Origin of the sequence: Dyadobacter crusticola DSM 16708, from assembly GCF_000701505.1 — a bacterium.
Classification (GTDB): Bacteria; Bacteroidota; Bacteroidia; order Cytophagales; family Spirosomataceae; genus Dyadobacter; species Dyadobacter crusticola.
Genome location: NZ_KL370787.1, coordinates 238,017 through 253,014 on the forward strand (window position 1 = coordinate 238,017; position 14,998 = coordinate 253,014).

Genomic DNA, 14,998 nt, shown 5'->3' on the forward strand with positions numbered 1-14,998 from the left:
AGGTCGCTAACGGACAGGCTTGTAAACTGACATTGGCATATTGTTACGCGCTACCAGCCAGAAAAACTCGTTGCCTTTTTTGATTGGCTTGATGTCCCTCACTTCGCCGTCAAGCGCGAACCCGGCACCTGCCGGCTGGATGGACTTAAAATTTCCTTTTCCTTCGTTCAATAAAATTAACCCGTAACTTGAATCATAGCGGCCCTGAAAAGTACTGACGCCAAGGTAATTTCCGCCTCCCAAAATGTCGGGTTTCCCATCTTTATTAATGTCGGTTACCACCAGTGTGAACAGCTTAGAGACCTGCGCATCGAAAGGTAGATCGTGGATCACGAAACTGCCGCCCTTGTTTTCAATGTACACAGACTCAAACTTTTCTACTTCCAGGATCTCCGCGTCACTCAGCTCGTCTGATTTAAAAAGTTCGCTGATCGTTTTTCCCGCGAAAGTCCTGTAATCCGTGAAACGTTTGTTGATAATCGAAGGAATGCGTTTTCCCAATTCATCTTTAAAAGCAATTGGATACCATTTCTTATCTACGCTATAAGCAACAACCTGTTCAAGTCCCTGGTTATTATCAAAATCCTTTACCCACATTCTCAAATGTGAATCTGGTCTTTTCCTAAATTTAGTGTTACTTCCAAGGTTACCAGCAACAAGGTCAATATCTCCGTCCTGATCAAAGTCCGCCGCCTGAACGCATTGCCAAAAGCCGGCGGGTACTTTATACTGAGCTGCTTTTTCAAGTCTGCCTTTTTTGTTCAGGAAAACAGTAACGGGCATCCAGTCGCCAGCAACTACCAAATCGGTCATCTTATCTCCATCGATATCAGCCCAGACTGCGTCCGTGACCATTCCTACCTTTCGGAGATCAGGTGCCAGTTTGCCTGTCTGATCAGTAAACCGTCCTTTTCCGTCGTTGATCAGCATGTAAGAATCCGGTGTCATTCCATATTGAAATGCGACTACGCGTCCGCCTACAAACAAATCCATATCTCCGTCGCCGTCGAGATCGAATGGTTTCACACAGGACTTGTTCATCAGCATCGGAGGGAGCGCCTGTTCATTTCGCTTAAAATTGCCTTTACCATCATTGAAATACAGGCGGTCATTTTGTTGTGGCATATTCCCGTAAAACTCATTACCACCGGACACCACGTACAAATCCTGAAAACCATCTTTGTTTGCGTCGAAAAACACTGCATCAACATCTTCAAAGGTAGAATCTGCGCGAAAGTCCGGCTGTTTGGTTAATGCAAACTTACCGCCGGTCGTTTGCAGGTACAGCTCACCTGGCTGCCACTTGCCGCCGCCAACAAACATATCTTCCAGCCCGTCGCCATTTACATCTGCCACTGCAACTTTCGGTCCTTCTGTCGACACGAGAAATGGCATCAAACTTTCGCGATAGAAATCGAAATACTGATTTTCAAGATGTTTAAAGGGAATATTAAAATCTTTCGAAACGTCCTGAAACAACTTAGCAGGACTTTTTTCCACCAATTTCGAATTGTTCCCCGGCTGCTTGGAGGTGCCGTCGTATTTAACTTTCAAAAGCTGGTTTGACTTTACCTGTGTAAGCACCTGTTCCTGCTGGTTGGGCCACACAATAATTACTGAGTCGATCACAGTTTCTTTACCCACGCCAAAATGCAGGATCGGCTCACTTGAAGACTCGAAGCCGCGCGTCGTGGAAAGCTGCTGCATTTGAATGCTGCCTTTCTGCTTGATCACCGCTTTGGCACCAAATGCAAAAACGTTAACCGGAAAACCTTCCAGCTTGACGCGCAGGTAGTTATTGCCGGATAGTGTATTTGCCTGATTCTGATAGAATACCGAAGGTTCGTTAAGATTGTTGGTCACCAGGTCCAGGTCGCCATCATTATCCAGATCCGCATACGCGGCCCCATTCGAAAGTGAAGGAGCATCAAAGCCCCAGGTCAGCGATTTGTTATCAAACACCGGCCCCTTCATTCCTTTAAAAAGGTAATTATGCACCTTTCCCTCCGGCATCATTTCCAAAGCTCTTTTGTCCAGCTCCAGAGAAGTTTCACTGGCATATCTTAGTGAATCGTCGGCAGCATACTTGGCGTAATCGAGGTTATTCGGGCGGTGCGCAATTCCATTACTTACGAAAAGGTCTTTGATACCATCATTGTCATAATCAGCCAGCAAGGGCGACCAACTCCAATCCGTAGCAGCCACTCCCGCCATCGCACCCACCTCCATAAACTTCTCACCGGAAAGATTAATCTGCAGACAGTTGCGGCTCAACTGCGGCATATATCCGAACGAAAGTTTATACAGGTAAATATCCAGTGCATCCTCTCCGATCGATGACTTTTCGACGGTTTCATCCTCCGGGTACATATCAAGCGTCATTACATCCGGATAGCCGTCATTATTCACATCGGCAATATCATTTCCCATTGAATACCGGCTAGTGTACCTGAACATTTCGCGGCTTTTATTGGTAAAAGTCCCGTTGCGGTTATTGATATAGCAATAATCGTCTTCATGGAAATCGTTGGAAACATAGATATCATCCCAGCCGTCGTTATCAAGATCGGCCACCGCAACACCTAACCCATAGCCCATAGCGGCACCATAAATGCCCGCTTCTTCACTGATGTCCCGGAACTTAACCGGCCTTCCCTCCGACTTTACATTCGCTGTCAGGTTTTCAAATAAGTAATCTCCGGCTTCATTATTTCGCAAATGCCTGGTACTTACACGGTCGTAACTACGTGAAGTATGTACGGCATGATTTAACAAGTAACAATCAAGATCGCCGTCTTTATCATAATCAAAGAATACCGCCTGCGTTGCAAATCCTGTAAAATCAAGACCGTAGTCAGCCGCTTTTTCAGTAAAAGTCAGATCACCGTTATTGATATAAAGCTCATTTGCGCCCTCCATTCCCCGGAAGTTACCTACCGCTGAAACATATATGTCAAGTAATCCATCGCCATTTACATCCGCCATGGTCACACCAGTTTGCCAGTCAGAAAAACCCTCAATGCCGGCTCTTTCCGAAATATCTTCGAATTTGAAGCCGCCTTTATTCAGGTAAAGCTTGTTTTTGCCCTGATTAGAAACAAAGTACACATCCGCGAGACCGTCATTATTGATATCCCCCGTTGCAACGCCGCCTCCATTATAGAAATAGAGGTAATCCATCAAATTCATTTTCTCGTCTCCAATTACCCGATTGATAAAGGCAACGCCCGTTGAGGCTGAGTCTTTTGCCACGAACATTGGTTTTTCATCCTGCTTTTCCTTCGGTTTGCAAGCCTGAAAAAAGGTGCATACCGACAACATTATCAATACTATTTTCTTCATTTTAATGCGAGTCCCGGCAGGGATTTTGGATTTTTCCCGACTGCCGTTCTGAATACCTGAATTTTACTATTGTTATTACCTATAATAATCTGACCTTGTTTCAGTTGCTTCATTTGGCGCACCTGATTCTCCGTCCATAAGCCTGTTTCCGAAGGGAGCTTTGTTTCGAAGCTGCCTTTGTTGTTCCTAAGAATGAGACCTTTGAATGCGTCATATCTGCCGATCTCGGGCAAAACATCGTAATAGTTGCCCGCAATGATCAAGTCAATTTGTCCGTCTTGATCGTAGTCAGTCGGAATAATGGCGTGAACAGGAGAAAGCTGTGCAAGAGCCGGTAATGGGAGGTATGTAAATGCACTCCCCCGGTTTTCATTCCTGAATACAGCGGAAGCAGGCATAAAAACCTCCTTTTTGACTGCACTTTCCAAATCCTTCTGATCAATCACGTCTTCGATTTTCTTGTCGGCATACTGCTCAAACTTGACAAATTTCTTCTTCAATGAAGGCATGGCACGCAGCAAATCGGGTTTCATTACCATTGGGTAAGATGTGCCGGTTTCGTCAGGACAGGTAATGATCTGTTTTGTGATCCCATTGTTGTCGAAATCCTTCACAAACATTTGAACCGGGTTTTGCTGTGTTGCTTTCAGGCGTGAATTCATGCCCAGATTTCCGGCAATAATATCAGGATCGCCGTCGCCGTCTATATCAGCCACTTCCACCGTATTCCACCAACCATCTGTTTTTACTGCTTCACCCGAAACGCCTTTGAAGTCCTGTGTGCCTGGGACCAGTTTTCCCTTGTTGTTTTTGAAAACCATAATTGGCATCCAATCCCCAACTACTATCAGTTCCGGGAAGGTATCGCCGTCCAGATCTGCCCAGGCGGCATCTGTAACCATACCCAGCTGATCCACCTGCGGCAGGTACCTTTTCGTGTAATTCTTAAAGTTGCCTGACCCATCGTTAGTCAGCAAATAGCTGGGCGGATTAACTCCATACTGCCCTGACCTTAGGCGCGAGCCGATGAAAATATCCTGGTCACCATCTTTGTCATAATCGGCCACTGCTACACAGGATGCATTCATTTTCAAACCTGGCATTCCGCCGCTTACTGTAAAGCCGCCTTTTCCGTCACCAAGAAAGAGCTTTGGCTGCAATGCTTCATCATCATCCTTAAACTCGTTACTGCCGGAAACAATTAGCAAGTCGGCATTTCCGTCGTTGTTCGCATCGAAAAAAGTGGCATCTGAAATTTCTGTTGCTTTATCATCAGCAAGTGCCGACGGTGTTTTCTCAGAGAATGTCCCATCTGACCTCTGCAGGAAAAGCTTACCGCCCTGACCGATCGCGCCGCCAACGAAGACGTCGTCCAAACCATCCTTATTGATGTCCCCGACTGCAAGCCCCGGCCCAAGGCGCGAGTACATTTGTTTGAGGAGCGGGTTTGTGTTGTAGTCGACAAACTCCGCTTCGGAATGCGTAAAATCTATCCCGGACGATTTAAGTTCTTCAAAGCTTTCCTGCCCTGTCTTGCTGTTTGCTTTCCAGGGAACGCGGGCATTTTTCTGGTCCAATGTATAAGTTGAATCCGCCGCCATTGCTTTGATAGTCTGCTGCTGATCATTCGGCCAAACTATGGTTACCGAATCAACTACCGAATTCTTACCCAGCCCAAAAACAAGCCTTAGATCCACCGATGACTCAAATCCCCGGTTCGGCATTTGCTGCAGCATTTGGGTTTTGTCTGATTGGTGTACGTAGACTTTCGTCCCTATCGCATTCACATTACCTTTTTCACCAACCAGCTTGAATTTAATGAAGTGAAAGTCCGGGCGTTCACTTGCTGTGTTTTTATAAACAAAAAGGGGACTATTTACATTGTTCACGATCAGGTCCAAATCTCCATCATTGTCAAGGTCGCCGTAAGCGGACCCATTTGAAAACGAAGGTGTGTTCAAGCCCCACTCTTCGGCTTTGTTGGCAAATGAAAGATTACCATTGTTCTGAAACGCATAGTTGGCAAGCGGCTCGGAAGGCATTTTATCCAGAAACAGCTTGTAGTCAAACTTCCTGGTGCGGCTCACCTCAGCAATATTGGAAGGATCTGCCAGGAAGGCAACAAAATCCTGATTAGTCAGGTCTTTATTGATTCCATTTGCAACAAAAATATCCTTGTGCCCATCCGAGTCCATATCAAAAATCAATGCGCCCCAACTCCAGTCTGTCGCGTGCGTTCCGGTAAAACGGGCAATTTCACTGAACCACGTTTTACTGTCGGGTCCGCCGGACTGGTTTAGCTGCAAAGTATTTTGCATGTACTGGTAATGGAAATCCCGTGAGACTTTCAGCTCAAATAAATCGTGGCCTTCGTAGGTAGAAGTCAGTTTTAGACGGCGATCAATGCCTGGCAGCATATCCGTGACATAGATATCCAGCTTACCATCATTGTTGATATCAGCAATGTCGGCGCCCATTGAAGAAAGGCTCGTGTGCTGCATAGCTGACTGAATTGATTCTGTAAATGTTCCGTCGTGGTTGTTGATGTAAAGATAATCGTGTTCGTAAAAATCGTTGGAAATGTACAAATCCAGCCAATTGTCGTCATTAACATCCCCGATTGTGATGCCAAGTCCGAAACCAATCAGGCTGCCATAAATCCCGGCCGCCTCGCTCACATCCGTAAAATGTGCGCCATCATTTCTGAATAACTTATGACCGCCCTCTTTATCCCGCTGGTTACGGATGTTGGCATAAGCGAGCCTGCCAACCGGCGTAAAGCTATTATTGAGCAGAAACATGTCGAGGTCTCCATCGCGGTCGAAATCAAAAAACGCCGCGTGGGTTGAAAAACCGCTGTCGTCCAGACCGTACGCTTTTGCCTCGTCTTTAAATGTCCCATTCCCTTTGTTAATAAAAAGCTCATTGGCCCGCTCTTCTGATCGTCCCGCGTTACACACGTATAAATCCAGCAGCCCGTCGCCATTCACATCCGCAAACGTGGCGCCTGTGCTCCACGACTTCGTTCCGGCAACACCTGCTTTTTCAGTTATATCTTCAAACTTAAAGTTGCCTTTATTAAGAAAAAGCTTGTTGTCTCCCTGATTAGCGATCAGATATACATCGGGCAGGTTGTCGTTATTAATATCACCAATCGCGACCCCGCCTCCATTATAGAAATTCCGGTAATTGAAGATATTGAATTCTTCGCTGTTCGTTATCGTATTCTCAAAAGAGATACCGGTTTCAGGGGAAGACATTTCTTGAAAAAGTGTGTCCTTCTTTTCGTTTTTAGAGCAGCCTGAGAATATCAGTGTACTAAATCCGCAAACCAGGAGCGTTCTGCAAATCCAAATCATTTGGGAGGAGATCCTTTTTGTTTCTGACGAAACTATCACATAAAGTAAATTAAAACAGGAGCAGTCTGTTAAAAGCCTGCTCCTGTCAAAAAGAATTTAATACGAGAAAATCAGTAACCCGGGTTTTGTTTCAGGTTCGGATTCAATGAAAGCTGTGTAGCGGGAATCGGGAAAAGTTTCCTGAAATCAGGAGAAGCGCTTTTGAACTGCCAAGCTTTGTTAAACTGCCCAAAGCGGATCAGATCCTGACGGCGGGTATATTCCCAAGCCATTTCCCAGCCTCTTTCCGCCAGCATTCCATCCAGGGTAAGAGTCGTAACCGGAGTAGCGCCGGCACGGGCGCGTATCACATTCACATCTTTGATCGCGTCAGCTGTTTTACCCAGCCTTAGATTCGCCTCCGCACGCATCAGGTAAGTATCCCCCAAACGGAAGATTACGAAATCATTGTCCTGATCGTTACTTGCACCATTGCGCTGGATCTCATACTTCTGGCTTCTTGCACCAGCCAAACGTGCGGTGGGGCCCGCCGGCATTTCAAATGCAGGAATTTCAGGAGTGAAGATGAAAGGCCTTCCATCATCAGTAAGTGGCTTACCGTCTGAGGAAAACTGCTGCCCTACGATCCACATGTTTTTGCGGTTATCACCTTCTTTGAAAGAATTGTAAAATTCAGTCGCAGTACAGTACCCGTTCCAGGGAGCCTGAGGCGTATTGTAAGTCAACTGGCTCAGGTAGTGAAGCGTACGCATGTTCATGTTAAAACCACCTCTTTTCGAAGCATCGTAAGGTACGGCCAGGATATTCTCTTTCGATGCCTGGTTCTGGGTAGAGAAGTTGCTGAAAAAGTCAGCTGAAAGCGCGTACTTACCAGAGTTGATGATAATGTCGCATTCGGCTTTCGCTTCTGCCCATTTCGGAGTACCTGTGTAAACTTCCGCATTCAGGTACAATTTAGCCAATGTCATATCGGCAACGTACTTGTTGAAACGGCCGTAAAAAGCACCGCCGGCTGTTTCGCTCAGATTAGGGTAAGCTTCCTTAAGCTCTTTTTCAATCCAGGCAAAAACCTCAGGCCCCGTTTTCTGTGTAGGACTGTCGCCACCCAGCTTGTCAGCGATAATAATATTCCGGAAGTTGTCTAGAAGTACATAGTGGTAGAACGCACGCAATGCACGAAGCTCCGACTTGGTCCCTAAATCCGTGATCTCAGGGTTGTTCAATTGCTGGTTTATAGAAGTAATGCTATTGTAGCACCATGTCCAAAGTCCATTGAACTTATCATCATCCCCAGAAGGAGTCCAGGTATGTTGTTTCAAACGTTTCCAGGCATCTCCATCTTTCCAGTCACCTCCGCGGGTTGGGATCACCTGTTCGTCCGTAACGGTATTCAATTCGGCAAAACGACCGAAGTAATCACCCAGCGAGCTGTAAAGCGGCCCAAGAAGAGCGGCTTGCTGCTGCGGAGTAGAACCGAACTGGTCAGTCGGAATAACATCGTAAGGCGTTTCAGTGAGGTCTGTACATGCCTGGCCCGTAAGCAGCAATGCAGAGCCAAGTAGTATATGTTTTACTTTCAGTTTCATTTTAATTGTCAATTTAAGTTTTTGATCCGGCTGAATGCAACTATAAAATCACGTCAGGCAAATCAGAATGTCAGGTTTACGCCAAGCTGGAATGTACGTGTTTTCGGATAGATACCTGTTGCGTCCAGACCAAGGCTATTTGGTGCCGAGTTATTATTATTGAAATCACCTTTCACTTCAAGCTCAGGGTCTACACCACGGTACTTCGTAATGATGAACAGGTTGTTTCCACCTACATAAATCCGCGCGTTGGTAATGTATTTATTGTCCAAGTTCAAATTGTAACCCAATTGCCAGTTATCAAGACGAACGTAGCTGCCTTTTTCCAACCAGTAATCAGACAATGCATTGGTGCTGAAGTTACCAGGAACTTCTCGCACGCTTTCCAACATATTGGTTTCCAGAATAGACCCTGGAATGGACAGGTTAGAACGCAAGTTGTTAAGAATTTTGTTGCCAAATACGCCTCTCAGCTGGAAGTTTAAGTCAAAGTTTTTGTAAGTGAAAGAGTTAATCCACGCTCCTGTAATGTAAGGTTGCGGATTATGCTTGAAGCCACGTTGCGCACTGTCAGGGTTCGTAACCGGCCTTTCACCGTTTGCTGCTTGCAGCAACATCTGTCCTTTTTCATCAAAACCTACAAAGTGCCCCACGTTATTAAACGCTCCAAGCGGAAGTCCTGGTGTAAGGACTGAAGCAAATACGTTGGAAAGACCACGGCCGCCGAATGCATTAAATCGAATGATACCTGAATCAAAATCATCGCTTTTCAGATTGATGATCGAGTTCTTGATATAAGATCCAGTCACGCGGCTGTTCCATGTGAAGTTATCTTTCTCAACCACGTTACCTCCGAATGAAAGCTCGATACCTTTGTTGCTCATCGATCCAACGTTAGCCCAGATAAAGTTGGTGAAGTACTTCACACCGTCAGCCGGAACTGAGTATTTGTAAAGCATATCGTTTGTCTTCTTGTCGAATACGTCGATAGATCCCGAGAAGCGACCGTTTGCCAATTGGAAATCAAGACCGATGTTAGTCTGAGAAACAACCTCCCATTTAAGGTTAGGGTTTGTGTTCTGCGTAATCGCGTATCCTGGAAGGAAGTTATTGATACTTCCATCGTAGTAAGATGTCGTTGGGCCATATAACTGAAGCGACTGATAAGGTACCAATCCTTCCGAGTTACCCGTTTTACCCCAGCTCGCACGCAGTTTCAAATAGTTAAATGCTTCTGATTTCGGAAAGAAAGATTCGTCCGAGATTGTCCAGCCTCCTGCCACAGATGGGAAAAGGCCCCATTTGTTATTCGCACCGAACTTAGAACTTCCATCGTAACGAAGGGTAGCAGTCAGGTTGTACTTCTCATTGAAGTTCAATGTACCACGACCGAAGAAAGATGCAAGTGAAGTTCTGTTTCTGTATGAGCTTACATAACCTGTTTTTGGCAAAATCAATGAGCCCGATCCTAATCCAAGATTGTCAAAGCCAAGTCCTGTTGCAACGAACTGCGTGTTATTTGCTCCAAAACCATCATTATTAATGTCTTGGTATGAATAACCGCCTAAAAGAGAGAAGTTACTTCCTTTTTCTCCGAAACCTTTCAGGTAAGTCGCTGTTAATTCAAGCAGTTTGTCATTAATCTGCTCAATATTTCTTGAAGCCTCACCATTTGTAATCTGGAAAGCCTTCACTGACCTGTCACGTGCGCGGCTCGTCACTTGCTGGTCATTTTTAAGGGCTCCGTTCACACCGAGTGTTAATCCACTGAAAATTTCATATCTCAGGTTAACCGCTCCAACCAAAGTATTTTTCTGACGCTCGAAGATTTCGTTCTCCAACATCGCCACCGGGTTATTCAAGTCGAATGCGCCTGGAATTTCATAGTTGGAACCATCTGCATTACGAACCGGCAACGTAGGAAGGAACAAAGTAGCGTTTGCAAGGATACCTCCGTCGGTCAGGTCAGAGTTTGTATTGGTGTAAGACAAACTATACTGAATGTTCAAGCGGTTATCGAGTGCTTTCTGATCCAGGTTGATACGACCGGTCAGACGATCAAAGCCGGTATTTTTGATGATACCCTGGCGCTTCGTGTAGTTAACAGAACCTCTGTAAGAAAATGTAGGTGATCCACCGGAAACTGCCAGATCGTGGCTATTTGTAAAACCGCTGCGTGAGATCTCGTCCCACCAATCAGTATTGTGGAAATTTCCGCTCGCATCGCGTGGGAAGCGCTGGGTATCGAAAAGTGAAGAATCACCTTTTATACGCCTTACTTCAGAGATATAACCTGGTCCGTCCAGCAATTTCAGATTATTCGAGATTACATCAATACCTACATAGTTGTTGAATGTAACTGTTGCCCGGCCTGACTTTCCACGTTTTGTTGTAATAATGATTACCCCATTCGCAGCACGTGAACCATATATCGCCGACGCAGATGCATCTTTCAATACGTCCATTGACTCGATATCTGTCGGAGAAATGGTACTGATCGGTACACCGATAATTCCATCTACAACATATAAAGGATCGCTACCTCCTGCTAGTGACGTGTATCCGCGCAACCTAACAGTAGGGCTCGTATTCGGGTCGCCATTTGGCTGAGTAATCGTCAAACCCGCAACACGGCCCTGAATGGCTTGCAGTGGGTTTGGGTTGATACCTGCGTTAAAATCTTTGGAGCTAACCGAAGTCACTGTTCCGGTTACGTCCCTTCTTTTTGCTGTGCCATAACCTACTACTACTACTTCTTCCAGGGCTTTTACGTCATCGCTAAGTGAAATGTCGATTCTGGATTGGTTTCCTACTACTACTTCCTTGCTCGTGAATCCGATAAAGCTGAAAACAAGTGTTGAATTGGCTGGTGCCGCGATAGAGTAGTTACCGTCCATGTCGGAGTTAGCGCCCTTCGTACTGCCCTTAACAGTAATGGAAACGCCCGGCAAGCCACTTCCCTTGGTATCGGTCACCTTTCCGGTAACTTCTACATCCTGGGCGAAAGCTGTGTTAACAAGGGTAAAAAGGAGGACAAACAACGCAGCGATCCTCAGGATACCTGCACCCGTTTTCTCTCTCTGAATACTTTTTCCCGAAACATCATTGTAATAAGGTTCTTGATAGGATAAATGCATCATAGGTTGATAGATATTAATTTGGTATTTGTGTTTTTACTGTTTCGCCCCTGCAACTCACTATGGTAAAAAAATATAACAGAAAACAGGTAACTACCTGCCTTTCTGAACTTTCTCGTGAATTAATTGAAACTAAGCAGTATAACTTACACAAATTAATAGAAATCATGCGGATAATGCAATATGCACTTCAAAATAGAATACATTAATTTCTTATTAATTTCCAAAAGGTATATACGCAGAAATAAGCGGCATTCCCGCATCAGACAAAGCTGGTAATCATTCAAGATTTGCTGGAAATCCTTGCAGCTAGTGTGTAACTTTGCTGTCCTTGTTCAGTTTTAATGCTTTTATGACACCTCAGCCTACCGTATCCGGCAATCAGTTAAGTTCCCTATCCCAACAGCTTGAAGGCGATCTGTATTACAATAATACCATGCGGACCCTGTATGCAACCGACGCTTCTGCTTACCGCGAAATGCCGCTGGCCGTTGCTATACCCAAGTCAATAGCTGATATTAAAGCCCTGATTTCGTTTGCTGCGGCGAATGGAATTTCATTGATCCCCAGAACAGCCGGCACTTCACTGGCCGGGCAGGTTGTAGGAAACGGTTTGGTGGTCGACGTTTCGCGGAATTTTAATAAAATCATCGAAATCAATGCGGAAGAAAGATGGGTGCGTGTGGAACCGGGTGTGGTAAGGGACGAGCTGAACATGGCCCTGAAACCGTACGGACTATACTTCGGCCCGGAAACTTCAACCGCCAACCGCGCAATGATCGGCGGAATGGTGGGAAATAATTCCTGCGGCTCTAATTCCATCGTTTACGGAAGCACAAGAGAACATACACTGGAAGTAAAAGCGATCCTCGCAGACGGAACAGACGCCGTTTTTTCAAACATAAAAAAGGGCGAATACGACAGCTTGCTGCACGCCGCGAAGCAAAAGAATGGCAGTGCGTCGCTGCTTGACAAGATATATCTTAAGACCAACGAAATTCTTTCTTCTCCTGAAAACCAGGCAGAAATAAGAAGAAACTTCCCCAAACCTTCTGTCGAGCGGCGGAACACTGGCTATGCACTGGACATGCTGCTTAACACGGAGCCTTATACCGAAAGCACTGAGCACGCTGCAAAGGAATTTAACATGTGCAGCCTGATTGCCGGATCGGAAGGTACATTGTGTTTTTTGACAGAAATAAAATTGAACCTGGTGCCCCTGCCCCCCAAAACGCAGGGACTTGTGTGCGTGCATTGCTTTACCATTGATGAGGCACTGAGAGCCACCATTCTGACACTAAAGTACCAGCCACAGGCAGTGGAATTGATCGACGAATACGTACTGGAATGCGCCGCTACCAATCCGGAGCAAAAGAAGAATGCGTTTTTCGTGATGAACAAACCCGATGGAAATTATCCCGCGATCCTGGTAGTAGACCTTTCAAGAGAGACAAAAGAAGAAGTAGAAGCATTGGCTGCTACGCTGGAAAAAGAATTGATTGAGGCGAATATCGGCTTTCACTATCCGCTGCTTTTTGGTGATGATACTAAAAAAATATGGGCATTGAGAAAGGCGGGCCTCGGCTTGCTGGCCAATATTCCGGGTGATGAAAAGGCGGTGGCAGTTATTGAAGATACCGCGATTGACGTATACGATCAGCCTGAATACATTCGCGACTTCAATGCGATTTTGAAAAAACATGGTATGTCCGCGGTGCACTACGCACACGCAGGGTCGGGCGAGCTGCATTTGCGGCCTATTATCAACCTGAAAACCAGCGAAGGTCACAGGCAATTCAGGATGATTGCGGAGGAAATTGCTGACCTTGTAAAAAAGTATGACGGTTCGCTATCCGGTGAGCACGGCGACGGAAGATTACGAGGAGAGTTTATCCCGAAAATGGTTGGCCAGCATAACTACCAGCTTTTCAAGGATATTAAAAAAACATGGGACCCGCATAATATTTTCAATCCCGGCAAAATCGTGGATACTGCGCCGATGGACACTTTTCTGCGCTATGAGGCAGATCAGAAAACGCCGGAGTTTAAAACTTACTTCCGCTTCCACGACCAGGATGTACTGCAGCACGCCGAGCAATGCAATGGATCGGGCGACTGCCGGAAAACGGAGCTGAGCGGCGGGACGATGTGCCCCAGCTTTATGGCCACGCGGAATGAAAAGGATACCACGCGCGCCAGGGCAAATATTTTACGTGAAATGCTGACACGGTCTCCCAAGGAAAACCGCTTTGACAATCATGAAATTAAAGAGGTTTATGACCTCTGCCTGGCTTGTAAAGGCTGCAAAGGCGAGTGCCCCTCGAATGTGGACGCCGCCAAGCTGAAAATGGAATTTTTACAACAATATCATGACGTGCACGGAGTTCCGATGCGGTCGTGGCTGGTGGGTAACTTTTCCAAAATGACAGGTTTGGCCAGCTACGTCCCCTGGGCTTATAACCTGGTTTTCAAGAATGCACCGCTGCGGAAAATAGCAAACCAGGTCGTAGGCTTTCACCCCGACCGCACCATGCCGCTTTTGCATGATACTACATTGAAAAAGTGGTTTAGTAAGCGTAAAAAGCCAGTGACCTCAGGTAAAAAGGTCTATCTGTTTTGTGATGAATTCACCAACTACAATGATGTAGAGATCGGTAAAAAGTCTATCCTGGTACTTGAAAAACTAGGGTATGAGGTGGTAATCCCTGAGCACGGTCCCTCCGGCAGGCCACAGCTTTCCAAGGGTCTTTTAAAAGACGCGAAAAAGATTGCCGAAGAAAACATCAGGCTGCTGAAAGACATTATCTCGCATGATACTCCACTCGTCGGCATTGAACCTTCTGCTATATTAACTTTCCGTGATGAGTATCCTGATCTGGTAAGTGACGAGCTGCTGGAAGAATCTAAAAAGCTGGCGATGAATGCATTACAGTTTGATGAATTTATCGCCCGGGAAATTGAACTGAAAAACATCTCAAAAGACCATTTCACCAAGGAGAAGCGCCTGATCAAATTGCACGGGCATTGCCAGCAGAAAGCGATTTCAAGCCTGGTACCTACCAAAAAGATGCTGTCACTTCCCGAGAACTACACCGTGCAGCTGATCCCCTCGGGATGTTGCGGAATGGCAGGTTCATTTGGGTATGAAAAGGAGCATTATGATATTTCAATGAAGATCGGTGAATTGGTACTTTTCCCGGCTGTGCGCCAGCAACCAGAAGAGGTAATCATAGCCGCGCCAGGCACCAGCTGCCGGCACCAGATCCACGACGGAACCGGCAGAAAAGCATTGCACCCGGCAGAGATATTGTTTGACGCGCTGGTTTGATTTTTTATCAAACCCAATTTTATCGACACCGTTACATCCCCTGGAATGAAAACCCTGACACACAACCTTCTACCGATGTTGCGCCGCGCTGCGGCTTTGCCTTTTGCCTGTACGTGGAAGGTAATGCCGTCAGGCATGAAATCTCGGTACCTCTCTAGGCTGAACAGAGCATCTGAAATGCCGCTAGGCATGTAACAACAAAGCAAGGCCAGCGCTATGCGGCTTGCTTTTGCTTTGACAGCTTAA

General features: G+C 46.0%; 5 protein-coding genes. 1 reads left to right on the plus strand and 4 read right to left on the minus strand.

All coding sequences use genetic code 11. The features are described 5' to 3' along the window. Positions 1-6 precede the first annotated feature (6 nt). The 4 genes from Q369_RS0125780 to Q369_RS0125795 form a co-directional block, all read right to left on the minus strand. Positions 7-3,258 (minus strand): VCBS repeat-containing protein, encoded by a 3,252-nt coding sequence (locus tag Q369_RS0125780; RefSeq protein WP_229206960.1) that lies wholly within the window; start codon positions 3,256-3,258, stop codon positions 7-9. 80 nt (positions 3,259-3,338) lie between these two features. Beyond that, positions 3,339-6,602 (minus strand): VCBS repeat-containing protein, encoded by a 3,264-nt coding sequence (locus tag Q369_RS0125785; RefSeq protein WP_310589036.1) that lies wholly within the window; start codon positions 6,600-6,602, stop codon positions 3,339-3,341. Between the two features lie 209 nt (positions 6,603-6,811). Next, positions 6,812-8,287: a RagB/SusD family nutrient uptake outer membrane protein gene (locus Q369_RS0125790; RefSeq protein ID WP_031530601.1), complete on the minus strand. Its 1,476-nt coding sequence runs from the start codon at positions 8,285-8,287 to the stop codon at positions 6,812-6,814. 62 nt (positions 8,288-8,349) lie between these two features. Continuing rightward, a complete protein-coding gene (locus Q369_RS0125795) occupies positions 8,350-11,427 on the minus strand; it encodes a SusC/RagA family TonB-linked outer membrane protein (RefSeq protein WP_031530602.1) in 3,078 nt (1,025 codons plus the stop codon). Positions 11,428-11,776: 349 nt separating this feature from the next. On the opposite strand from Q369_RS0125795, the gene Q369_RS0125800 reads away from it, so the two are divergent. Next, the gene (locus tag Q369_RS0125800) at positions 11,777-14,752 is read left to right on the plus strand and encodes an FAD-binding and (Fe-S)-binding domain-containing protein (protein ID WP_031530603.1); all 2,976 of its coding nucleotides are present in this window, start codon (positions 11,777-11,779) and stop codon (positions 14,750-14,752) included. Positions 14,753-14,998: the final 246 nt, after the last annotated feature.

Bases quoted from the DNA above. Each gene is read 5' to 3' on its own strand.
- Q369_RS0125780 (WP_229206960.1), bottom strand. From the start codon at position 3,258: ATGTTCGTGGCAAAAGACTCAGCCTCAACGGGCGTTGCCTTTATCAAT.
- Q369_RS0125785 (WP_310589036.1), bottom strand. From the start codon at position 6,602: ATGTCTTCCCCTGAAACCGGTATCTCTTTTGAGAATACGATAACGAAC.
- Q369_RS0125790 (WP_031530601.1), bottom strand. From the start codon at position 8,287: ATGAAACTGAAAGTAAAACATATACTACTTGGCTCTGCATTGCTGCTT.
- Q369_RS0125795 (WP_031530602.1), bottom strand. From the start codon at position 11,427: ATGATGCATTTATCCTATCAAGAACCTTATTACAATGATGTTTCGGGA.
- Q369_RS0125800 (WP_031530603.1), top strand. From the start codon at position 11,777: ATGACACCTCAGCCTACCGTATCCGGCAATCAGTTAAGTTCCCTATCC.